This is a genomic window from Streptomyces sp. NPDC014861 (genome assembly GCF_043081625.1).
In the GTDB taxonomy this organism is placed as follows: Bacteria; Actinomycetota; Actinomycetes; order Streptomycetales; family Streptomycetaceae; genus Streptomyces.
The window spans coordinates 424,062-447,868 of the sequence record NZ_JBIBWV010000002.1 but is presented as its reverse complement, the minus strand read 5'-3'; the positions used below and the strand labels follow the sequence as shown (position 1 = coordinate 447,868).

The 23,807-nt window shown below is 73.2% G+C and carries 13 protein-coding genes and 1 pseudogene; 2 read left to right on the top strand and 12 right to left on the bottom strand.

Annotated elements, in window-relative coordinates; genetic code table 11:
• Window positions 1-68: 68 nt before the first annotated feature.
• The 3 genes and pseudogenes from proB to galE form a co-directional block, all read right to left on the bottom strand.
• Window positions 69-1,232 (bottom strand): glutamate 5-kinase, encoded by a 1,164-nt coding sequence (proB, locus tag ACF1BN_RS05670; RefSeq protein WP_392330491.1) that lies wholly within the window; start codon window positions 1,230-1,232, stop codon window positions 69-71.
• Window positions 1,233-1,525: 293 nt separating this feature from the next.
• Window positions 1,526-1,915: pseudogene (locus ACF1BN_RS05665) on the bottom strand (GtrA family protein); the annotation flags it as partial.
• A gap of 149 nt (window positions 1,916-2,064) precedes the next feature.
• Window positions 2,065-3,051, bottom strand: a complete 987-nt coding sequence (gene galE / locus ACF1BN_RS05660; protein ID WP_392330286.1) for a UDP-glucose 4-epimerase GalE — start codon at window positions 3,049-3,051, stop codon at window positions 2,065-2,067.
• Between the two features lie 225 nt (window positions 3,052-3,276).
• On the opposite strand from galE, the gene ACF1BN_RS05655 reads away from it, so the two are divergent.
• The gene (locus tag ACF1BN_RS05655; RefSeq protein ID WP_392330285.1) at window positions 3,277-5,034 is read left to right on the top strand and encodes a stealth family protein; all 1,758 of its coding nucleotides are present in this window, start codon (window positions 3,277-3,279) and stop codon (window positions 5,032-5,034) included.
• A gap of 99 nt (window positions 5,035-5,133) precedes the next feature.
• On the opposite strand, the gene ACF1BN_RS05650 is transcribed toward ACF1BN_RS05655, so the two are convergent.
• The 8 genes from ACF1BN_RS05650 to ACF1BN_RS05615 form a co-directional block, all read right to left on the bottom strand.
• On the bottom strand, window positions 5,134-7,953 hold the full coding sequence (locus tag ACF1BN_RS05650; protein ID WP_392330284.1) for a stealth conserved region 3 domain-containing protein: 2,820 nt from the start codon (window positions 7,951-7,953) through the stop codon (window positions 5,134-5,136).
• Window positions 7,950-8,987: a hypothetical protein gene (locus ACF1BN_RS05645; protein WP_392330283.1), complete on the bottom strand. Its 1,038-nt coding sequence runs from the start codon at window positions 8,985-8,987 to the stop codon at window positions 7,950-7,952. The genes ACF1BN_RS05650 and ACF1BN_RS05645 overlap by 4 nt, the downstream gene beginning before the upstream one ends.
• 583 nt (window positions 8,988-9,570) lie before the next feature.
• Window positions 9,571-11,010, bottom strand: a complete 1,440-nt coding sequence (obgE, locus tag ACF1BN_RS05640) for a GTPase ObgE (protein ID WP_376605782.1) — start codon at window positions 11,008-11,010, stop codon at window positions 9,571-9,573.
• 125 nt (window positions 11,011-11,135) lie between these two features.
• Window positions 11,136-11,390 carry a 50S ribosomal protein L27 gene (gene rpmA / locus ACF1BN_RS05635; protein ID WP_030494090.1) on the bottom strand — a complete coding sequence of 85 codons (255 nt, stop codon included), beginning with the start codon at window positions 11,388-11,390 and terminating at the stop codon, window positions 11,136-11,138.
• Window positions 11,391-11,404: 14 nt separating this feature from the next.
• Entirely contained in the window at window positions 11,405-11,725 is a 321-nt protein-coding gene (gene rplU / locus ACF1BN_RS05630) for a 50S ribosomal protein L21 (RefSeq protein ID WP_392330282.1), read from the bottom strand.
• 258 nt (window positions 11,726-11,983) lie between these two features.
• Window positions 11,984-15,769, bottom strand: a complete 3,786-nt coding sequence (locus ACF1BN_RS05625; RefSeq protein WP_392330281.1) for a ribonuclease E/G — start codon at window positions 15,767-15,769, stop codon at window positions 11,984-11,986.
• Window positions 15,770-16,001: 232 nt separating this feature from the next.
• A complete protein-coding gene (locus tag ACF1BN_RS05620; RefSeq protein WP_392330280.1) occupies window positions 16,002-16,793 on the bottom strand; it encodes a TIGR03936 family radical SAM-associated protein in 792 nt (263 codons plus the stop codon).
• Between the two features lie 255 nt (window positions 16,794-17,048).
• On the bottom strand, window positions 17,049-17,684 hold the full coding sequence (locus ACF1BN_RS05615; protein WP_392330279.1) for a hypothetical protein: 636 nt from the start codon (window positions 17,682-17,684) through the stop codon (window positions 17,049-17,051).
• A gap of 244 nt (window positions 17,685-17,928) precedes the next feature.
• On the opposite strand from ACF1BN_RS05615, the gene ACF1BN_RS05610 reads away from it, so the two are divergent.
• Window positions 17,929-19,929 carry a glycosyltransferase gene (locus ACF1BN_RS05610; protein WP_392330278.1) on the top strand — a complete coding sequence of 667 codons (2,001 nt, stop codon included), beginning with the start codon at window positions 17,929-17,931 and terminating at the stop codon, window positions 19,927-19,929.
• Between the two features lie 67 nt (window positions 19,930-19,996).
• On the opposite strand, the gene ACF1BN_RS05605 is transcribed toward ACF1BN_RS05610, so the two are convergent.
• On the bottom strand, window positions 19,997-23,590 hold the full coding sequence (locus ACF1BN_RS05605; protein WP_392330277.1) for a CDP-glycerol glycerophosphotransferase family protein: 3,594 nt from the start codon (window positions 23,588-23,590) through the stop codon (window positions 19,997-19,999).
• Window positions 23,591-23,807 lie beyond the last annotated feature (217 nt).

Below are 23,807 nucleotides of genomic sequence, written 5' to 3'. Positions count from 1 at the left end.
TTCAGCCGTTTCGGCGGGGGTTTCGCAAGGGCTTCCGCACGGGGTTCCGGACACTGTCTCGGACGGTGTCAGCCGAGGACGACGAGGTCGTCGCGGTGGACGACCTCGCGCTCGTACTCCGGGCCGAGCTCCCGGGCGAGTTCGTGTGTGGAGCGGCCCAGCATCCGGGGGAGTTCCTTGGCGTCGAAGTTGACGAGGCCGCGGGCGACGGGGCGGCCGGCGCCGTCGCGGAGCTCGACCGGGTCACCGGCGACGAAGTCGCCCTCGACGGCGGCGACACCGGCGGCGAGCAGCGATTTCTTGCCTTCGACGACGGCCCGGACGGCTCCGTCGTCCAGGGCGAGGGAGCCCTGCGGGGTGGAGGCGTGGGCGAGCCAGAGGAGGCGGTCGGCGGAGCGGCGCCCGGTGCGCTGGAAGTACGTGCCGGTGTCGCGTCCGGCGAGGGCGTCGGCGGCGCGGCTGGCGGAGGTGAGGACGACGGGGATGCCGGCGGCGGCCGCGATCCGGGCGGCCTCGACCTTGGTGACCATGCCGCCGGTGCCGACGCCGGCCTTGCCGGCGGAGCCGATCTCGACGTGGGCGATGGACTGCGGGCCGGTGACCTCGGCGATCCGGGAGGTGCCGGGCTTGGCGGGGTCGCCGTCGTAGAGGCCGTCGACGTCGGAGAGGAGGACGAGGAGGTCGGCGCGGACGAGGTGGGCGACGAGGGCGGCGAGCCGGTCGTTGTCGCCGAAGCGGATCTCGTCGGTGGCGACGGTGTCGTTCTCGTTGACGACCGGCAGCGCGCCCATGGCGAGGAGCTGGTCGAGGGTGCGGTAGGCGTTGCGGTAGTGGGCGCGGCGGCTGGTGTCGTCGGTGGTGAGCAGCACCTGGCCGACGCGGACGCCGTAGCGGGCGAAGGAGGCGGTGTAGCGGGCGACGAGGAGGCCCTGGCCGACGCTGGCGGCGGCCTGCTGGCGGGCCAGGTCCTTGGGGCGGCGGGTGAGGCCGAGCGGGGCGAGGCCGGCGGCGATGGCACCGGAGGAGACCAGGACGACCTCCTTCTCGCCGCCGCTGCGGACCTTGGCGAGGACGTCGACGAGGGCGTCGACCCGGTCGGCGTCGAGGCCGCCGGCGGCGGTGGTGAGGGAGGAGGAGCCGACCTTGACGACGATCCGGCGGGCCTCGGTGACGAACGGGCGGGTCACGGACGGCGGGGTCGAGGTCCGCGGAGTCGCGTCCTGTCGGTTCATGTCCTGCTGCACCGTCGCCATCTCCGTCGCCACCTGGGCCGTCCTCGCTCGCTGTTACGGCGCCGTGCGCTCCCGGCACGGTCGCGAGGGGCAATCTACGCGAGCCGGGACGGCCGCCGCTCCTCCATTCCGCCCTCCGGACCGCCGAGCCCGGGCCCGCCTCGCCGTGGAGCGCCGTCGTGCTCGGGCCCGCCTCCCCTCGGAGCCCGGTCGGCCTCCGGCGACCCGGCCCGCCCCGCCGGTCCGCCGCCCTCCGGTGCCACGGTCCCGGCCGCGCCCGCCGCCGCCTCCGCCTCCGTCTCCGGTGCGGGGACCCGGGTGACGAGGATCCGGCGGGAGATGACGTAGGTGAAGGGGATGGCGACGACGGCGGCCACGAGTGGCGCGATCCGGTCGTCCATTCCGGCCCAGGTGACGAGCGCGTACAGGCCGGCGCTCTGCACCACGTAGTTGGTGACGTTGGTGAGCGGGAAGAGGGCGAACTTCTTCCAGGTGGGGCGGGTGCGGTAGGTGAAGTACGTGTTGAGGAAGAAGGAGCCCACCATGCTGAGCAGGAAGGCGAGGGTGTACGCGGCGAAGTACGGCATCCAGGGGTGGAGCAGCAGGTAGCAGCCGAAGAAGGTGCCGGTGTTGATCCCGCCCACCACGCCGAAGCGGATGATCTGGCCGAGCTGGTCTCGCATGGGCCCATCAGATCGCCGCGAGATGAACGGCGCATGCCGAGGGGGCGACGCCCGCACGGCGAACGGCCCCCTCGTACGCCGGGTACGAGAGGGCCGTGCGGGGTCCGGTCGGGTCAGACGTTCGCGCCTCGGCGGGCGGTCTGGTCGGGTCAGACGTTCGCGCCGCGGCGGGCGGTCCAGCCGGTCCAGGCGGAGCCGATCATGTCGCGGACGTCGTAGCGGGCCTTCCAGCCGAGCTCGGCGGCGATGCGGTCGGCGGAGGCGACGACACGGGCCGGGTCGCCGGGGCGGCGCGGGGTGACGACGGGCTCGGTGGTGTGCTCGGTGATCTCGTTGATCAGGGCGACCATCTCGGTGACGGAGACGCCCTCGCCGCGGCCGATGTTCACGGTGAGGTCGCGCGGCTCGCCGGCCTCGGCCCACTCGGCGAGCTTACGGGCGGCGACGAGGTGGGCGTCGGCGAGGTCCTCGACGTGGATGTAGTCGCGGATGCAGGTGCCGTCCGGGGTGGCGTAGTCGTCGCCGAAGACGCGCGGCGCCTCGCCGGCGTCGAGCCGCTCGAAGACCATCGGCACCAGGTTGAAGACGCCGGTGTCGGCGAGCTCGGGGGTGGCGGCGCCGGCCACGTTGAAGTAGCGCAGGCAGGCCGTCGCGATGCCGTGCGCCCGGCCGGCCGCGCGGACCAGCCACTCGCCCGCGAGCTTGGTCTCGCCGTACGGGCTGAGCGGGGCGCAGAGGGTGTCCTCGGTGACGAGGTCGACGTCCGGCATGCCGTACACGGCGGCGGAGGAGGAGAAGAGGAAGTTGCGCACGCCGGCGGCGGCGACCGCCTCCAGGAGGACGGTGAGGCCGACGACGTTCTCGCGGTAGTAGTGCAGCGGCAGCTCGACGGACTCGCCGACCTGCTTCTTCGCGGCGAGGTGGACGACGCCGGTGACGCCGTGCTCGGCGAGCGTCCGGTCGAGCAGCTCGCGGTCGAGGGTGGATCCGACGACCAGCGGTACGCCTTCGGGCACCCGGTGCGCGTAGCCGGTCGACAGGTCGTCGAGGACGACCACCCGCTCCCCCGCCGCCGTCATGGCCCGGACCACGTGCGCGCCGATGTAACCGGCACCACCGGTGATCAGGTACGTCATGCTCTCCCCACATCCCTTGTCGCTGAGCATCGCGGACATCCACCGCGGAAACACACCGTACCTGCTGGCCGCCGGAGCGTCGAAACGCCTGCGTCCCGACGCAGGCGCACGGCGCCGCGAGGGGGCGCGTGAGCAGTGCTCGCGCGCCCTGGGGGCAGCCCTCGGAGGCTGCATACTGGTGCTGCTCACTCTCCGCATATGCCTGTGTTCGAGGAGTAAACAGCAGTGCGAAATCCCGAGTCACCCCGGCTGCTGGGGGTCTACCGCCGAGCCGTTCCCGACCGCGTGCGACGGGCCGTCGTCGCGCAGCTGGACGCCGATGTGCGCCGCCGCGTGAAGCTGCGCATCGCCGGCGGGACGGCCGCCGCCGAACGGCTCCGCCTGAACCGGCTGGCCCGGCGGTACGCGGCACTCACCGCCGGCCCCGACCGCGCGGTGATCAGCGTCGGCCGCGAGCCGAAGGTGGCGCTCGTCGCCGAGGGGATCACCCCGCTGCGGGCCCGCCGGGCCAATCTGGACGCGGTGCTCGGCGCCCTCGCCACGGCCGGCGTCCCGCACTTCTGCGTCCCCGGCAAGTCGGACACCTCCTCCGCGGTGGCCGTGCGCGAGGAGGACCGGGCCGCCGTGCTCGCCGCCCTCGCCGCCGCGTGCGAGCGCGAGCCCGGCTACGCGAGCCCGGTGAGCGGGAACGGCGCGGTCGGCGGCGGCTCCCGGCCCGGCTTCGCCGCGGCGACCTGGCACCGGCTGCGTACCGCCGCCGTCCTGCGGCTGACCTGGTACCGCGCCGACCCCACCCACCAGCTCAAGCTCGGCGAGCCGTACGGCTGCGACGTGGAGTTCTGGCGCCGGGAGGGCCGCGAGCTGACCGCGCCCCGCCCCGGCCGGATCACCGCCTGCCTCCCCTGCGAGGGCACGCTGGTCGACGCCCCGGAGTCCTGCTTCACCGACTTCACCGACGTCCGGCCCGGCGCCAGGACCGCCCCCGACGGCGCTCCGCTCGTGCCGGCCCGCGCCGAGACCGCCGTCGTCCGCAGCGACCAGGTCACCTTCCCCGTCGACGTCGTCTACACCTGGGTGGACGGGGCGGACCCGGAGTGGCTGCGGCGGCGCGCCGAGTACACCGGTGAGGGCTACCACGCGGAGGCGGCGAACGCGGCCCGCTACCTCAGCCGCGACGAGCTGCGCTACTCGCTCCGCTCGCTCCACCTCTACGCGCCCTGGGTGCGGACCGTCTTCCTGGTCACCGACGACCAGACGCCGGCCTGGCTGGACACCACCGTCCCCGGTCTGCGGGTCGTCTCGCACAAGGAGATCTTCCGCTCGCCCGAGGTGCTGCCGACCTTCAACTCGCACGCGATCGAGTCGCAGCTGCACCACATCGACGGTCTGGCCGAGCACTTCCTCTACCTCAACGACGACGTCATGCTCAGCCGCGAGGTGACCCCCCGGGACTTCTTCCACTCCAGCGGGCTCACCAAGTTCTTCCCCTCCCCCGCGCTGGTGCCGCTGGGCGAGCGGAGCGTCGACGACCCGCCGGTGGCCGCCGCGGGCAAGAACAACCGGCGGCTGATCGAGCAGCGGTACGGCTCCGTCCTGGTGCAGAAGATGAAGCACATGCCGCATCCGCTGCGGCGCAGCGTGCTGGCCGAGATCGAGACGGAGTTCGCCGCCGAGTACCGGCGCACCGAGTCGAACCGCTTCCGCAGCGTGGACGACATCTCGATCGCCTCCTCGCTCCACCACTACTACGCCTTCCACACCGGCCGGGCGGTCCCCTCGAACGACCTGCCGTACGCATACCTGGACCTGACCCACCCCTGGACGGAGACCCGGCTCGGCCGGCTCCTCGCCCAGCGCGACCGGGCGGTCTTCTGCGTCAACGACACGGTCTCGACGGAGCAGGACGCGGGCGGCCAGAAGGACCTCATCACCCCGTTCCTGGAGGCGTACTTCCCGGTCCCGAGCCCGTACGAGAAGCGCTAGCGGTACGCGGGACGAGGGGGGTGCCCGAGCCGGGCGCCCCCCTCACGCGTACGCGCCCACGCCACACACCCCCGCCCCCTCCACGCGTACGCGGCTCCCTCAGCCCTTCTCGTACGGCGAGCGCACCGGGAAATACGCCTCCAGGAAGGCGCGCAGCACCCGGTCCTGCTCGTCCAGCGGCACCTCCGCCTCCGCGGACTCGCCGATGCAGATGACGTCCCGGTGGCGGGCGGCGAGGAGGCGGCTCAGCGCCACGTGGTGCTTGTAGTCGCCGATGTTGGTGTAGGCGGCGGAGATGCCGCCGGGGGACGCCTTGCCCGTCAGATAGCCGTAGTGGTGGTGGAGCGAGGAGGTGATCGACAGGTCGTCCCGGCCGCGGAACGGCGTCGCGGCGGTCCGCGCGGTCTCCTCCGGCCAGCGCTCGGCGATCTCCGCGAGGACGCTGCGCCGCAGCGGGTGCGGGGTGTGCAGGAAGCCGTGGGTGGCGACCCGGCCGAAGGCCTCCTCCAGGAGCGTCTGGTTGTTCTTGGCGGCGACGAAGTAGCCCTCGGTCTCCTCCGTGACGTCGCCGGGCGGGACGGCGGTCGGCGAGCGGAAGAAGAGCGAGTTGCCGTTCGACTGGAAGAACTTGTTCGGGGCGAGCGGGCGGCCGAAGAAGACGTCGTCGTTGACGTAGAGGAAGTGCTCCGCCAGGCCCTCGACGCGGTGGAGCTGCGACTCGATGGCGTGCGAGTTGAAGCTGGGCAGCCATGCCGGGTCGGCGAAGAGCTCCCGGTGGTCGACCACCTCGATCGACGGGTGGGAGGTGTCCAGCCAGGACGGCGTCTGGTCGTCGGTGACGAGGAAGATCCGCCGGATCCAGGGGGCGTGCGCGGCGAGGGAGCGCAGCGAGTAGCGCAGCTCGTCGCGGTTGCGGAAGCGGACGTCGCCGGACTGGGCGTCGTCCGCGGCGAGTCCCCGCTCCCGGCGGGCGGCGTCGCGCTTGGCCCGCCACACGGGGTCGGTGTCGTCGACCCAGGTGTAGACGGCGTCGACGGGGAAGTCGACGTTCCACATGAGCTTCTTGGTGAAGACCCGCAGGGTCGGGTACTCCCGGCCGGCCACGGAGACCCGGGCGTCCCCGTCGAGGGAGGGCAGGCGGGGGCCGACCAGGGTGGTGCCGCGGGGGGCGGTGTACCAGCCGGTGCCGTCCTCCTCCTCGGTCCAGAACTCGACGCCGCAGCCGTACACCGGCCCGTACCTGAGGGTCCGGCTGTCGCTGACGAGCGGCTTGAAGATCCGGACGCCGGCGACGTCGGGGGCGTGGGTGAGGGTCTCGGCGAGCCGGGCGCCGGGAGCGGCGGTACGGGGGGCGACCAGCTCGGCGTAGACGGCCCGCCCGTGCAGCTCGGTGCCGAGGGCGCGCAGCGCGCGCTCCCGGTCGGGCTCGCGGACGGCGAGGCGGTGGCCGACGGTGGTGGGGTCGTGGAGCAGGACGAAGGGGACGCCGTGCCGCTCCAGGGCCTGGGCGGTGAGCTCCAGGTTGATCTCGCCCATCCGCCAGGACGGCACGTCGTCGCGGACCTCGGCGAGCCGGCCGGCCGAACGGACCAGGGACTTGGGGTCCTTGGCCTGGAGGATGACCTCGCGGGCCTTCTGCTCGTCGGCGGAGGGCGAGAGCCTGCTGATCGGCGCGGAGACGGCGAAGCTGCGGCTGCCGCCGGCGGCGACCCGGTGGGCGGCGCGGTCGGCGCGGGCGGCGGCGCGGGTGGCCGGACCCTCGGCGTGCAGCGCGCCGAAGAGCTCGTCCCAGCGGGCGGTGACGAGCTCCGGGGCGAAGCGCTCGCGGGCCCCGGCGCGGGCGGCGGCGCCGTAGCCGGCGCGCAGTGCGTCGTCGCCCATCAGCCGGGAGAGGGCCGCGCCGAGCGAGGCGATGTCGTCGGCGGGGACGAGGAGGCCGTCCACCTCGTGGCGGACGATCTGGGAGGGCCCGGTGAGGGTGTCGTACGCGACGACCGGGACGCCCGCGGTGAACGCCTCCAGCATCACCAGGCCGAAGGACTCGACGCGCGAGGGCATCAGGCAGACCGCGGCCGTGGCCCACTCCTCGGCCATCCGGCGGCTGCGGCCCACGAGCTCGACCCGGTCGTGCACGCCGAGGCCCTCGACGAGCCGGCGCAGGGCGGCCAGCTGGGGGCCGTCTCCGAAGATCCGCAGCGTCCAGCCGGGGTGGTCGCCCGCGATGTCGGAGAAGGCCTGGATGGCGTGGTCGAGTTGCTTCTCCGGGACCAGCCGGCCGGCCACCACGACGGTCTTCGAACCGAGGTCGGAGCGCGGCCGGTACCCCTCGGGCATGGCGTTGGGGATGGTGGCGAGACGCGGGGCGGCGGTGCCGAGCGACTCGGCGAACCAGTCGGTGGTGAGCTCGGTGAGCGACACCAGGGCGTCGAGCCGGGGCGCGTGGGTGAGGAGCGGTTCGCCGGTGGCGCCGCGCAGCTGGGAGACCCGGTGCTCCTGGTGGACGACGGCGACCCGGGCGGGGGCGAGGGTCACGGCGGCGGCCATCAGGGCGGGGGTGGTGGTGACGAGGACGTCCGCGTCGAGACCGGAGAGGGCGGCGGTCATCTCGATGTCGGAGAGCCGGTCGAAGGTGGGCTCCCAGGCGGTCGCGATCAGCTCACTGGGCAGCTTGGCGAGCGCCTCGCACTCCCCCGCGGTGAGCGTGGAGGGGCGGACCGGGCGTGGCGAGCGGCCGGTGCGGTCGACCAGATAGCGGATCCGCACCCCCTTCGCCTCCGGCAGGAACGGCTCCTCCTCCGTCCTGAACACGCTGAGGATCTCCACCTCGTGACGCGGCATCAGCTGGGCGGCCTGGGTGTAGGCGGCCATCTCGGTGCCGCCCATGGCGTCGCCCCAGGTGAGCAGGATGGTGATCTTCATACGCGTTCCTCCGCGCCGTCGGGGGCGCCTTCGAACCCGACGCAGGAGACGGCGAGCGCCCCGGCCGAGGTGATGTAGGCATGCACTCGGAGGAGCGAGCCGTCTTCCAGGGCGATGATCCGGAACGAGGTGCGGATCACCTGGTTGCGCCGGCGCAGGTCGGTGAGCCGGCGGCCGATCTTGAGGCCGGTGCGTCCCTGCTGGAGCTGGATGTCCCAGCGGAGGGCCTTGCGCCCGGAGACCATGCCGGCGAGCGGGAGGTCGAAGGCGAAGGCGTCGCCGTCCCACTCCAGCGGGGCCTGGACGACGGCGCCGCCGCCCCGGCGGACCGCCTGGGCGGTGTACGCGGCGGGCGGGGCCTGCGGGGCGACGACCCGGCCGCGGACCGTGATCCGGTCCCAGCGGAGGGCGAAGGTGTCCAGTTCGGCCTGGTGGGCGGGGGCGCGGATCTTGAGGACGGCGAAGCCGTCGACCGAGCGCATCAGCCGGAAGTGCGCGCCGCCGGCCGGGTCGGGCGAGACGGGGGCGATGGGGCCGTCGGTCGCGGGGAGCGGCACGGCGGCGACGCCGGCGCGCTGCTCCTGCCCGTCGGGGCGGGTGAGGACGGCGCCAACACGCCACAGACCGGGGGTGAGGGCGAGGCCGGTGTCGGCTCCGGCGCCCGGGCCGGTGCCGGCGTCCGTGTCGGCGGGGGTGGGGGCGTCGGCGAAGCGGAGGGCCGTGGTCACGGTGAGCAGGAGCGTGCCGTCGGGCTGCGGTTCGAGCTCCAGGGGCAGCCGGTGGACGCGGCCGCCGCGGGTGAGTTCGAGCCGGGCGGAGGCGACCTCGGTGCCGGGCGGCGGGACCAGGGCGGCGTTGAGGGTGCGGCCGCCGAGGACGGAGAGGTGGAGCGGACGGAGCGCGGGCCGGGGCGGGATCCCCCCGCCGAACGCCGGCGCGGTGTGCAGGCGCTCGACCCGGCGGCGCATCCGCACCGCCACCCGCCGGGCTCGTTTCGCGGCACCCACCGCGTAGGGCAGCAAGGCGTCACTCACGACAATCCCGGCTTCCGTTCTGGGGGTTGACAGTCGGGCGCCACATAGTGGCAAGGCCCCCCATCGAAGGCAAATCACCTTCGGCGCGCGGGAAGGGGTGCGGAAGCCCTGTCGAGGCGGCGGATCCGGGGGCCCGTCCGTGGCCGCGGAGGGGACGGCCGTACGGGCTCCGCCGCCGGTCACCGTCCGGCTCCCGGCGGAGCCGTCACCGGGTCGGGGACCGGGCCCCGCCCATGACCTCGGCGTTCGCCGCCCGGGCCGGGTCCGCCGGGCGGGCCGCGCCGACGCCCGTCGAAGCCGCTCACGGCGGGCGGGGAGCGGTGGGCCCGGGCGCGGGCCGGGGTGCGCGCGGGCGCGTGCGTCGACGCGCCCCGCGCGGTGAGTCTCACCCGTTCGTGGGACGGACCGACCGCCCCCGGCGGCGAGGGTCCGGACACGCCGGGACCCCCGGCGGCCGAAGCCGCCGGGGGTCCCGGCACGGTCGAGGTCCCGCTGGAACGGGGTGGACTCGTCGTCCTCGCGCTCCGCGTCGCGGGGTCCCGCCGGAACGGGGCGTCCGCCCGTTCCGCGTCGCGGGGTCCCGCTAGAACGGGTTGAACTCGTCGTACTCGCGCTCAGCGTCGTCCCGCTCCGCGTCGCGGTCGCGGCGGCGCTGCACGGCGGGGCGGGGGGCGTCGAGGCGGTGGTCCTCGCCTCGGCGGCCGAGCATCTCGGCGCCGGCCATGACGGTGGGCTCCCAGTCGAAGACGACCGCGTTCTCCTCGGAGCCGATGGCGACGCCGTCGCCGGCGCGGGCGCCGGCCTTCATCAGCGCGTCCTCGACGCCGAGGCGGTTGAGGCGGTCGGCGAGGTAGCCGACGGCCTCGTCGTTGTTGAAGTCGGTCTGGCGGACCCAGCGCTCCGGCTTCTCGCCGCGCACCCGGTAGACGTCCTCGTGCTCCTCGTACGTGACGGTGAAGCCGGCGTCGTCGACGGCCTTCGGGCGGATGACGATGCGGGTCGCCTCCTCCTTCGGCTTCGCGGCGCGGGCCTTGCCGACGATGTCGGCGAGGGCGAAGGAGAGCTCCTTCAGGCCGGTGCGGGCGACCGCGGAGACCTCGAAGACGCGGTAGCCGCGCTCCTCCAGGTCCGGGCGGATCATGTCCGCGAGGTCCTGGCCGTCCGGGATGTCGATCTTGTTGAGGACGACGATGCGCGGACGGTCGTCGAGGCCGCCGTACTGCTTCAGCTCCTCCTCGATGACGTCGAGGTCGGTGACCGGGTCGCGGTCGGACTCCAGCGTCGCCGTGTCGAGGACGTGGACGAGGACCGAGCAGCGCTCGACGTGGCGCAGGAACTCCAGGCCGAGGCCGCGGCCCTGGCTGGCGCCGGGGATGAGGCCGGGGACGTCGGCGATCGTGTAGACGGTCGAGCCGGCCGTCACCACGCCCAGGTTCGGGACCAGGGTCGTGAAGGGGTAGTCCGCGATCTTCGGCTTGGCGGCCGAGAGCACCGAGATGAGGGAGGACTTGCCAGCGCTGGGGTAGCCGACGAGCGCCACGTCGGCGACGGTCTTCAGCTCCAGGACGATGTCCTGGAGGTCGCCGGGCACGCCGAGCAGCGCGAAGCCGGGGGCCTTGCGGCGGGCGGAGGAGAGCGCGGCGTTGCCGAGGCCGCCCCGGCCGCCCTCGGCGGCGACGTACGTCGTGCCGTGGCCGACGAGGTCGGCGAGGACCTCGCCCTTCTTGTCGAGGACGACGGTGCCGTCGGGCACGTACAGGACGAGGTCCTGGCCGTCCTTGCCCGCGCGGTTGCCGCCCTCGCCGGGCTTGCCGTTGGTGGCCTTGCGGTGCGGCGAGTGGTGGTACTCGAGGAGCGTGGTGACGGACTGGTCGACGACCAGGATCACGTCGCCGCCGCGGCCGCCGTTGCCGCCGTCGGGGCCGCCGAGCGGCTTGAACTTCTCCCGGTGAACGGAGGCGCAGCCGTGGCCCCCGTTACCCGCGGCGACGTGCAGCTCGACGCGGTCCACGAAGGTGGTCATGGTTCTGTGCCTCCAGAAGAGCGAAGTACGGGAAAGCTATGTACGGGAATGTCTATCTAGTAACACGCGAAAGGCGGACCCTCTTCCCAGCCGGGAAGTGAGGTCCGCCTCCGCAAAGCGTCCGATCAGGCGACCGGAACGATGTTCACGACCTTGCGGCCACGGAAGGTGCCGAACTGCACCGAACCGGCCTGCAGGGCGAACAGCGTGTCGTCGCCACCGCGACCGACACCCGAGCCCGGGTGGAAGTGGGTGCCGCGCTGGCGGACCAGGATCTCACCGGCGTTGACGACCTGACCGCCGAAGCGCTTCACGCCGAGCCGCTGGGCGTTGGAATCGCGACCGTTCCGGGTGGACGATGCGCCCTTCTTGTGTGCCATTGCTCAGTCCCTCTTTACTTCGCGGCCGACGGGATGGACGTGACCTTGATCGCCGTGTACTGCTGACGGTGACCCTGGCGACGGCGGTAGCCGGTCTTGTTCTTGTAGCGCAGGATGTCGATCTTGGCGCCCTTGGTGTGGTCCACGACCTCGGCCTCGACCTTGATGCCCGCCAGGACCCACGGGTCGCTGGTCACGGCGTCGCCGTCGACGACGAGCAGGGTCGAGAGCTCGACCGTGTCGCCGATCTTGGCGGTGGAAATCTTGTCAACCTCAACGATGTCGCCGACAGCAACCTTGTGCTGGCGACCACCGCTGCGCACGATGGCGTACACGCGGATCTCTCTCTCACTCGGAAACGGGACCTCTGACGCCAGCCACCCACGCGCGGGCCCGGGGGCCCACGACGATCCGGATCGGACGAGCGGCCTCTCCCGGCGGGCGGGAGGGGGGTGCTCAGAGGAGCGGCGCGTCATAGACACGCCGACGGTCTAGGTTACGGGCGCCTGCCACAGGGGGTCAAATTCGCCCGTCCGGGTGCGGACCGCCCCGGTGGCCCCCCTCGGGAGGGGGGCCACCGGGGCGGGACCGGCTCAGTCCTGGGCCGGGGCCGCGGTCTTCTCCGCGGCCTTCTTGGCCGTGGTCTTCTTGGCGACGGTCTTCTTCGCCGCCGTCTTCTTGGCCGCCGTCTTCTTGGTGGCGGCCTTCTTGGCGGTGGCCTTCTTCGCCGTCTTCCGGGCGGCCTTCTTGGCCGCCGGCGCGGCCTCGGCCTCCGGCTCGGTGTCCGCCTGCGGCTCCTCGGCCGGGGCGGCCGAGGCCACCACGATCTCGGCGGCCTCGGCACCGGCGGGGGCGCCGGCCGGGGCGGTGGCCTTGCGGACCACCCGGCGGCGGGCCCGCGGCGCGGCGGCCGCGGGGGCCTCCTCGGCGACGGGCTCGGTGACGGGCTCGACGACCGGCTCGACGACCGGCTCGGGCGCGGTCTCCACGACCGGCTCCGGCGCGGCCTCCGGCCCCGCGGCGACGGCCTCGGCGGCCGTCGACACGACCGGGGAGGTCGCGCGGCGGGTCGCGCGGCGGCGGGTACGGGGCGCGGGCGCCGCCTCCACCGTCTCGGCGGCCTCCACGACCGGCTCCGGCGCGGCCTCGGCCACGACGGGCTCCGGCGCGACGGGCTCCGGCTCCGCGATCGGGGTCGGGGCGGGGGCGGGGGTCGGGGTCACCGGCGCGGTCACCTTGCGGGTGACCCGGCGGCGGCCACGGCCCCGGGTCGCGGCGGCCTCGGCCTCGGCGACGCTGCCGTACAGCTCCTCGTCCGGTGCGATCGGGACCGGCACGGCCACCGGGGCGGCCAGCTCGGCCGCGACCTCGGCCTCGGTCTCCGCGGAGGCCTCGGCCTCGTGCGTCTCGTGGTCGTGGGCGTGGTCGTGGCCCTCTCCGCCGCGGCCGCGCTTCTTCGAGCGCTTGCCGCCACCGCCGCCGCCGTGCGTGGCCGGCTGCTCCATGTGGACGATGACACCGCGGCCGTTGCAGTGGACGCAGGTCTCGGAGAAGGACTCCAGGAGGCCCTGGCCGACCCGCTTGCGGGTCATCTGGACCAGGCCCAGCGAGGTGACCTCGGCCACCTGGTGCTTGGTCCGGTCGCGGCCCAGGCACTCCAGGAGGCGGCGGAGCACCAGGTCGCGGTTGGACTCCAGGACCATGTCGATGAAGTCGATGACGACGATGCCGCCGAGGTCGCGCAGGCGCAGCTGGCGCACGATCTCCTCGGCCGCCTCCAGGTTGTTCCTGGTGACGGTCTCCTCCAGGTTGCCGCCCTGGCCGGTGAACTTGCCGGTGTTGACGTCGACGACGATCATCGCCTCGGTCTTGTCGATCACCAGCGAGCCGCCGGACGGCAGCCAGACCTTCCGGTCGAGCGCCTTCATCAGCTGCTCGTCGATCCGGTAGGTGGCGAAGACGTCGACCTCGCTGGTCCAGCGCTGGAGGCGGTCGGCCAGGTCGGGCGCGACGTGCGAGACGTAGCCGTGGATGGTCTCCCAGGCGTCGTCACCGCTCACGATGACCTTGGAGAAGTCCTCGTTGAAGATGTCGCGGACGACCCGGACGGTCATGTCCGGCTCGCCGTAGAGCAGGCTCGGCGCGGACGTCGAGATCTGGCTCGCCTTCTTCTGGATGTCGGCCCACTGCGCCTGGAGGCGCTCGACGTCGCGGCGCAGCTCGTCCTCGCTCGCGCCCTCGGCGGCGGTGCGCACGATGACGCCCGCGTCCTCGGGGACGATCTTCTTGAGGATGGTCTTCAGACGGGCGCGCTCGGTGTCCGGGAGCTTGCGGCTGATGCCGGTCATCGAGCCCTCGGGGACGTACACGAGGTAGCGGCCGGGCAGGGAGACCTGGCTGGTGAGGCGGGCGCCCTTGTGGCCGATCGGGTCCTTGGTGACCTGCACCAGGACGGACTGGCCGGACTTGAGGGCGGACTCGATGCGGCGCGGGCCGTGGCCCATGCCGAGCGCCTCGAAGTTGACCTCGCCGGCGTACAGGACGGCGTTGCGGCCCTTGCCGATGTCGACGAAGGCGGCCTCCATCGACGGCAGCACGTTCTGGACCTTGCCCAGGTAGACGTTGCCGACGTACGAGGTGGCCTGCTCCTTGTTGACGTAGTGCTCGACGAGCACGTTGTCTTCCAGGACGCCGATCTGGGTGCGCTCGCCGTTCTGGCGGACGACCATCACGCGCTCGACGGCCTCGCGGCGGGCGAGGAACTCGGCCTCGGTGATGATCGGGACGCGGCGGCGGCCCTGCTCGCGGCCCTCGCGGCGGCGCTGCTTCTTGGCCTCCAGGCGGGTGGAGCCCTTGATGGACTGGACCTCGTCCGCACCGGTGCCGGGCTCGGCCTTCTCGCGGGCCGGGCGGGGCTCGCGGACCTTGACGACCGTGCGGACGCCGTCCTCTTCGGTGGTCTCGGCCTCGCCGGAGGCGTCACCGCTGCGGCGGCGACGGCGGCGACGGCGACGGGAGCTGCTGGAGCCGCCGAAGCCGGACTCGTCGTCGGCGTCCTCGGCCTCCGCCTCGTCCTCGGCGTGCGGCTCGTCGGACTCGTCGCCCTCCTCGGCGTCCTCCGCCTCGGCGGACTCGCCGCGGCGGCGGCGACGGCCGCCCCGACGGCGGCGGCGGGAGGGACGGTCGCCGTACTCGTCGGCGTCGTCGCCCTCCTCGGTGTCCTCGGCCTCGGCCTCGGTCTCGTCGGCGACGTGCTCGACCTCGGGCTCGTCGGCGACGGTCGACGGGACGGGCTCGACCGCGACGGGCTCGCCGCGACGGCGGCGACGGCGGCGGGTGCCGGTCTCGGCGGGCTCGACGGCCTCGACCGTCTCGACGACGGTCTCCTCGGCCTCCTCCGGCTCCTCCTCGACCTCGGCCTCGACCGCGGCGGCGGCGAAGGCGGCGGTCTCCGGCGTCTGGAACATCGGCTCGGCGAAGACGGGGGCCTGGAAGACGGCGAGGGCCGGGCGCTCGGCGCGGCGGCGGCGCGGGGCCTCCTCGGCCGTGGGCGGCTCGGAGGTGAACTGCGGCGTGCTGACGCGGCGACGGCCGCGGCCGCGGGTGGCGGCGGCCTCGGCGGCGGCGACGTCGGCGGCGTGGGAGGCGATCTCCTCGACGGTGTCCTGGGGCAGCTCCTCGCCGGAGGTGGGCGCGGCGAGCTCGGCCGCCACGTCCGGGGTGACCTCGGGGGCGGTGGAGCGACGGGTGGCGCGGCGGCGGGTGCGGGCCGGGGCGGCCTCGGCGGGCTGCTCCGCCTCGATGGCGGGCTCGGCTGCCGGGGCCTCGGCGGCGGGCTCCTCGACCGGGGCCGGGGAGGTGGCCGGGGCGCTGGCGCGTCGGGTGGCGCGGCGGCGCGGGCGTGCCGGGGCGGCCTCGGGCTCGGCCGGGGCCTCGGCGGGGACGGGCTCGGCGGTCTCCTCGGCGGGCGCCTCGTCGGCGGCCGGGGCGGTCGCGGACGCGGTGGCCTTGCGGGTGGCGCGGCGGCGGGTGCGGGCCGGGGCGGCCTCGGCGGGCTGCTCCGCCCCGACGGCGGGCTCGGCTGCCGGGGCCTCGGCGGCGGGCTCCTCGACCGGGGCCTCGGGGGCCTCCGGGGCGGCGGTCTTGCGGGTGGCGCGGCGGCGGGTCCGGGCCGGGGCGGCCTCGGCGGCCGGCTCCTCGGCGGCCGGGGCCGCGGTGGGCTCCACGACCTCGGCGGCGGCCTCGGCGGTCTCGCCGACGGCCTTCACCGGCGGGCCGGCGGGCCGGGAGGCGGCGCGGCGCCTGCGGCGCGGCGGCAGCTTGTCGCCGGGTGCGTCGCTGTCGTTGTTCTCGGTGGTCTCGTTGGTGTTTTCGAGCATGCGGGCGGTTCTCCCGTCACGCTCCCGGGCGCCGCGTCGGATTCCGGTGGGCGGCACGGACGCGCTTCGTGCGCGGTGCCGCCGTCCGGGGCGCGGGCGCCGCACGGGAGCTGAATGTCTGGCTCGCCGGTTCCGTACGCCCGATGCGTACGGCCTGGCGAAAGTCTTCTGGTCAGTGCGCTGCCCGACCCAGGTGGCTCCCGAGTGCCAGGGCTGCGCTCGACGTCGTCCCCTACGCGGGGCCTGCCTCCGGCGCCGTCGCCGGGGCGGTCGCGGCGGCCGTGGATGGGGCGGCCGTGACTGCCTCGCGGTCGGGCGCGAGCGGGTCGGTCACCGTGCCGGACTCCTCGTCGAAGAGCCCCTGCGCCAGCCTGGTCACCGCTGCGGGGACCGGCGGCGCCAGGTCGGCCACAGCTCGGAGACCGGACAGGACGTCGTCGGGTCGCACGGCAGGTGTCACGTGCCGAACAACCAGCCGCAGTATCGCACAGGCATCGGTGGCGGGCCTATCACCCTGGGGATCGCCCTGGGGACGGTCCGCGACGAGGCCGGCGACCGCGGAGCGGGTGTCGAAGGTACGGATGCCGTTCTTGGTCTTGCGCTGCACCTCCACCGTCTCGGCGGCGAGGAAGGCGTCGACGGCCTTGCGGGCGTCGTCGACGGCGACGCCGTCGAGCCGGAGCTCCCACACGGAGGCGGTGAGCCGGTCGGCGAGCCCGGAGGTGCGGGCCTCCACGGCGTCGGTGATGTCGAGCCCGGCCGGGAGGGACTCGTCGAGCAGGGCCCGCAGGATCTCGGGGTCGCGGTGCTCGGTGAGGGCGATCTCCAGGAACTCGGCCTCGGAGCCCGTACCCGTGGGGGCGGCGTTGGCGTACGACACCTTGGGGTGCGGGGTGAAGCCGGCCGAGTACGCCATGGGCACCTCGGCGCGGCGCAGGGCGCGCTCGAAGGCGCGCTGGAAGTCGCGGTGGCTGGTGAACCGGAGGCGGCCGCGCTTGGTGTAGCGCAGACGGATGCGCTGCACCGCCGGTGCGGGCGGCGGGCCTTCGGGCTGTCGCTTGCCCAGTGGTTCTTCTCCTCGGTGCGGGGCGGGCGCGGGTGGCGCTCCGCCCGGAAGCTCTCGGGACGTCCCGTGGGCTCCCGCCCGGACCACCCCCGCCCGGGGCGGGGAGATCTCGGGGGCGGGCGCCGCGCCGTGGACGTTCGTTGTACTACCCAGAGTACGCGCCCGGGCCACCTCGGGTTCCCGGGCGGGGCGTCCGGGAGGCGGGCGGGCGGGTCAGCGGGGGCCGCCGAAGAGGGCGGTCCACACGTCGCGGGTGGCGGTGCGGACGGCGCGCCCGAGGGAGGCGAGCGGCGCCCACACCCAGGTGCGCAGCCAGTGGCCCACCGGAGTGAGGACCACCCGGTACGCCCAGGCGAAGGGGAGGCCGATCGCGATCCACAGCGACCGGCGGATCACCCGGCCGACGGCCCGCGAGATCCGCCCGGCGATCCGCCAGGCCCAGGCGAGGGCGGCGCCGACGAAGCGGCAGACGGGGCCGAGCACGTACCGCCAGAGCAGGCGGAGCGGGGTGACGACGAGGAGGTCGACGACCCACCAGAGGGCCTTGCCGACGGGGAGGAGGACCCATTCCCACAGCCATTGGAGGGGAATGACGACCAGATGGTGGAGGAGCCACCCCAGCGCGCGGCCGACCGGGACGAGGACCCACTCCCAGAGCCATCCGAGGGGGATGACGACCAGATGGCGCAGGAGCCACCCCAGCGCGCGGCCGACCGGGGCGAGGATCCAGCGCCACAGCTGCCGGAAACACCAGGCGAGGGCGTCCCAGACCAGCCGGAGGGGCAGGACGACGACGAGGGCGATGGCGCGCGCCACCCCCGTGAGACAGCCCGGGTTTTCCGTGTTCATGCCCAGAACGACGAGCCGGGCCGACCATCGGGTTCCGGTCGCGGCGGCCGATACCAAGGCGTTACGGGACGGCGGCCCCTGGGCATCCGTACGGTGGCGGACGGACCGGCCCCGCTTCCGGGTCACGGCCCCGTAACCTAAGGTGCGTCACCTCCGTGCTCGACGCACGTCCCGCATGCCCCTCCCCCCGGGGCCCCTCCACCCGTAGACATCGAGGCTCGGCGTGAAAATATCCTTCATCCTGGTGGACCGCTGTCACATCGGCGGCGTAGTGAGCGCCATCCACAACCTGGCCAAGGCCCTCGTGGAGGACCACGAGGTCGAGCTGGTGGCGCTCCGCCGCAACCGCGACCAGGCGTTCTTCCCGCTCGACCCCCGGGTGAAGACCATCGCCCTGACCGACTACCGGAAGCACTCCCACACCTACGACGGCGACGACCCGCAGATCGACGTCTTCCCGCACATCTACCCGAACGAACCCACGGACAAGAAGCCGTGGATCAGCCGTCTGGGCGAGAAGCGGCTGATGGAGTACCTGGCCACCACCGACGCCGACGTCGTGGTCAGCAACAACCCCAAGATCACCATCATGCTGGCCCACTCGGACCGCGACTTCCTCAAGGTCGCGATGGAGCACTCGCGCCCCGCGCGGTACGGCCCGCACATCCGGGACGCCCTCTTCCGGGACGCCTACCCGCAGATGGACGCGATCACCGCGCCGACGCCGGACGAGTGCCGCACCATCGCCGGCGTCGTCCCCGCCGTGACCCACCTGCTCTCGCCGATGCCCAACTGCATCCCGGCGCACGAGGGCCAGATGTCCACCGGCGACAACAAGATCGTCGTCACGGCCGGCCTGCTCAAGCCGCACAAGGGCTTCGCCGACCTCATCGAGGCCTTCTCCTCGGTCGCGCCGCGCCACCCGGACTGGAGCCTGCGGATCTACGGCTCCGGCCCCGAGCGCGCCAACCTGCGCAAGAAGATCGACGAGAGCGACAGCAACAACCAGGTCTTCCTGATGGGCCCGGCCACCCCGGTCACCCCCGAGTTCGCCAAGGGCTCCATCTTCGTCCTCCCCTCCCACCTGGAGGCCTTCGGCAACGTCACCGTCGAGGCGATGGCGGCCGGCCTGCCCGCGGTCTGCTACGACGCCCCGCACGGCCCGCGCAACATCATCAAGCAGGGCGAGGACGGCTACGTCGTGCCGCTCGGCGACAAGAAGGCGCTCGCCGAGCACATCGAGAAGCTGATCGCCGACGAGGACCTGCGCCGGAAGATGGCGGCCGCCGCGGTGGCCAACGTCGTCCGCTTCCACGAGGCCGCGACGGCCGCCCGCTTCGAGGAGCTCGTGGAGACCATGCGGGCCCGCCGGGCGATCCCCCGCACGGCCGCCGCCGTGGTCACCCCGCAGGGCGACGTCCGGGTGACGGTCGAGGGCCTGCCCGCCGACAGCGGCGCCCAGCTGGTCTGCAAGGACGTCCGCAAGAAGGCCGACGAGGTCGTCGTCCCCTTCGTCGGCGACGAGGCCGTGGTCCCCTCGCTCGGCAGGCTCGTCGAGGGCGACTGGCAGCTGCAGATCCGCGCCGCGGGCTTCGACATGCCGCTGCGCTCCTCCGGCTGCGACACCCTCCAGCTCCTGTCGCTGAAGCTCCCCCGCACCGAGGGCCCCGCCCTCTCGCTGCTGCTGCCGCACGCCCACACGGACGGCACCCTGCGGGTGCAGAGCCGGGTGCGCGCCCAGCACGTGGAGGTCGCGGCCCTGAAGGCCGGCTCCACCTCGATCACCGTCGACGCCGCCGCCTGGGGCGTCGCGCCCGGCGCGAAGAGCGTGATCGAGGCCGTCCACCGCCAGGACGCCGACAAGAACTTCACCTTCCCGGTGAAGGCCGGCGCCGACGGACGCTTCACCGCCACCCTGGACAACGCCGCCGCGGCCCGTCTCCACCAGCCCGGCACCGAGGACGTCTGGGACATGTGGCTCCTGCCCGACCAGGACTCCCCGCGGATCCGGGTCTGCAAGCTGGCCACCGACGTGCTCGTCCCGATGGACGTCTTCACCTACCCGTACCCGGTGGTGAAGCAGTCCGGCGCCCCCGTCCCCGCCTCCGTGGAGACCAAGCCGAAGAGCGGCTGGCGCAACCGGCTGTCCTCCGTGCCCACCGCCGTCGCCGGCGCCCGGCACGAGCTGCGTCCCTACTTCGCCAGCAACGGACAGCTGTCGCTGAAGATCATCGACAAGAAGTAGCCGGACCGCCCGGCATACGAAGGAGCCCCGGTCCGCCGCTGCGGACCGGGGCTCCTTCGTCCGCGTGCTACAGCGGCGCGCCCTCCTGGGCGATCTTGAACATCAGATCGGCGACACGGCCGGCGGCGTGGCCGTCGTCCAGGTCGCAGAACTGGTGGTGGAACTCGTCGTACTTCTCCTGGTACTCGGCCGCGACCTCGTCGATCTCCCGGATGGCCTGGAGCAGGTCGTCCGAGGTCTCCACCAGCGGGCCCGGGGCGTCGTTCTCGAAGTCGAAGTAGAAGCCCCGCAGACGGTCCCGGTAGTGCTCCAGGTCGTACGTGAAGAAGAGCATCGGGCGGCGCAGGTGCGCGTAGTCGAACATGACCGACGAGTAGTCCGTGATCATGATGTCGGCCGCCAGGTACAGGTCCGCGATGTCCGGGTACTCCGAGACGTCGTGGACGAAGCCGTTCCCGGCGCCCGGGATGCTGTCCACGATGTTGGAGTGGCGCCGGATCAGGAAGACGTGGTCGTCGCCGAGGCGGCGGCGGGCGTCCTCCAGGTCCACCCGGAGGTCGAACTTGAACTGGCCGCGGGCGTGCGACAGGTCGTCGCGCCAGGTCGGCGCGTACAGCACGACCTTCTTGTCCGCGGGCAGGCCCAGCTTCGCCTTCACCTCGGCCGCGCGCTCCTCGCGGTCCTCGGCGTACAGGTAGTCGTTGCGCGGGTAGCCCGTCTCCGCGATCAGGCCGTTGTAGCCCATGGCCCGCTTGAGGATCGGGGTGGAGAAGCGGTTCGACGAGACCAGGACGTTCCAGCTCTCGGCTTCCTTGACCAGACGCTCGTGGTAGTTCGGGTCGAACTTCGGCGCGTCGATGTCCAGGCCGATCTTCTTCAGCATCGTGCCGTGCCACGTCTGCACGATCACCTGGCCCGCCCGGCGGCGGATCCAGTGCGGCAGGTGGGCGTTGGTGATGATGTAGCGCGAACGGGCCAGCGCCTCGTACCACTCGCGGCCCTGGAAGCGGACCGGCTGCACCGTGTCCGGCAGCTCGACCTGGCCGTCGCGGACCAGCCACAGGTGCTCGACGTCGGCACCCCGGCGCAGCAGCTCCTCGTGGATCGCGCGCGGGCTGTCCGAGTACTGCTTGCCGTTGTAGCTGATGTACAGCACCGAGTCGCGCAGCGGCAGCTCGCGGCCCTTCTCGTACACCTCCTGGCGCAGCTGGTACTGGCGGTTGTCACCGCGCTCCAGCGGGCTCAGGTCGGGCAGGCAGTTGAGCTGCGGGTGGTCCTGCCAGTGGACCTCCAGCCAGTTCTCGCGCCCGTTGTGGACGCCCTGGAGCGGGAACTGGTCCACGGCGGTCCGGTCGACGACCAGCGGCAGCTGCGGCGCGTCCTCACCGGCCTCCAGGCGGAAGACCCAGCGGCCCGCCTTCAGCGGCAGACCGCCGCCCGTGCCGGACATGGTGGACGGACGGAAGGTCGCCTCGAAGGTGCCGTCGGCGCCGGCGTTCAGCGGGACGGTCCGCTCGTCGAAGCGGTTCTTGGCGCTGACCACCAGGTGGTAGTCGGTCAGGTCCAGCGGCGCGGTGCCGCGGATCAGGAAGGTGCCGTCGGCCGTGGCGACGCCGGTGATCCGGCCGCGCAGCGGACGGCCGGAGAACTTCAGGTAGCCGTTGGTGCCGGAGAGGACCGCCACCTCGTTGAGCGGGGCGTCCTCGCCGAAGGCCTCGGGGAGGCGCACCTGGAGGTCGGCCACGCCGTCCCGGACGACGGCCTTGTAGCGGCGCCACTTCTCGCCCTCGGGCTGGAGCTGGAGCTGGGTGCTCCAGTTGCGGCGCATGTTCTTGGCCGGGTCGGCGCCCGCCGTCTCGGTCTCCAGGTGCTCCGGGAGCAGGGCCACGTCCTTGAGCGGGACGCGGACCCGGATCTCGGTGTGGGCACCGGCCGGGGTCACCGCGTCGGCGGGGACGAAGAACGCCTCGCCGCTGCTCTGGTTGATGATCCGCAGGGAGACCTCGACGCCCGGGTCGACCGTCTCGCGCAGCAGACCGTCGACGACGATCGCGTCCCCGTCCGGCGCGAAACCGGTGATCGTGAACGGCACCTTCTCCACGCGCAGCTTCAGCGCGGCGCGACGCAGCTCGGGGACGATCCGGTGGGACTCGTCCAGCCAGTGCGGCGAGGGGTAGGCGGTGCGGTCGGAGCCGTACGAGTGGACCGAGCGGGAGCGCACCAGACCACCGGAGAGCACGCGCATGCCGACGTGCCAGAGGCCCTCCTGCCACTGGCCGCCCTTGCGGAAGCGGCTCAGGTCGATCTCGGTCTCCCAGCCGGCCCAGTCGAAGCTGTGGCCGCGGTTCTTCCAGCCGGCCGCCGTGGTGGCGTCGTCGGTCTGGAGGTTCTTCAGCGGGATCAGCATCCGCCGCTGGGTGCCGTCCTTCTTCAGCTGGAGCAGCTTCACGACGCTCCGCCTGCTGCCCTGGTCGACCCGGTCGATCCAGGCGTTGCCGGCCAGCCGCAGCTTCCCGCCCGGCAGCCACTCCAGCTCCTTCAGCGGCGAGCGCAGCTGGAGGTCCTGGTCCATGCGGAGGACCTTCTTGGGCAGCTGGGTGCTCTCCAGCGCCGGGTAGACCGCGTAGCGGCGGAAGGCGCCGTCGAGCTCGACCGGCTCGCCGAGGCGCTCGGCCTCGATGAAGGACAGCAGCTCGGCCAGGGCGTGCTTGCGGACCAGCAGCCACTTGACGCGCAGCGCGGTGGGCAGCGTCTTGACCGTCTTCAGGTCGATCTGGTCGAGGAACTTGTTGGCCGCGGCCATGAACTCCGCGCGGTACTCGTCGTCGCCGTCGGGCAGCACGTTGAGGAAGATGCGCAGGTCACCGGTGAGCACGGTCTTGTCGTACTCGCGCTTGAGCTCCTCGGCGCCCGGCTCGGTGCGCGCGGCGAGGAAGCGGCTGACGCTCTCGACCGCGGAGGCGCGGTCGCGGGCGGCCTTGGGCTCGGTACGGCGCTGGGTGATCGACGGGGCGGCCTCGCCCTCGCGCAGACGCCAGTAGTACGTGGTCTCGCTGATGATGTCGACGGACTCGGCGAGGTACTGCGCCGGGACGATCACCGGGGTGTCCTCGTACAGGACGCCCTCCGGGAAGCGGAAGCCGTGCCGCTCCCAGAAGTCGCGGCGGAAGACCTTGTTGCAGGCGATGCGGTCGGTGAGCAGCGCGCGCTTGCGGCTGACGTGGGTCTTCTTGACCGCGCCCCGGGAGAGGAAGCGGTGCATCGGGGACTGCCAGATGCGGGTGGAGTTGATGTGCTCCACGTTGCCGGTGGCGAAGGAGGAGCCCGTCTCGTCGAGGGTCTCGACCATCAGCCGGTAGGCGTCCGGCGGGATCAGGTCGTCGCTGTCGACGAAGGCGACGAATTCGCTCTCCGGCGCCAGGCTGTCCAGACCGGTGTTGCGGGCGGCGCCCAGGCCGGCGTTCTCCTTCCGGATGAGCCGGAAGCGGTCGTCCTTCGCCGCGAACTCCGCCGCGATCTCGTGGGACTCGTCGGTCGACCCGTCGTCCACCATGATCACTTCCAGGTCCTGGAAGGTCTGCACGGCGAGCGAGTTCAGGCAGGCGGGCAGGTAGTACGCCACGTTGTATATCGGGACGATGACGCTGAGCCTGGGAGCCATGTAGTTCTGCGTTCCTTTCCGGTTCAGACCCGCTCGACAGGCTCGAGCGTCTGAGGGGGTGACGGGGCGTGCTTTCGGTTGTTCCAGCGGACCGATGGGGGGTGTCTCCCCTCCGAGAAAGACCCGCCTGCCGGCCCGTCCGCCCCGGCGCCGGAGCGCAGCACCGCCGCAGCTCTTCAGAATAGACGATGGGCTTCTCGGCCGTTCGAACCCGATT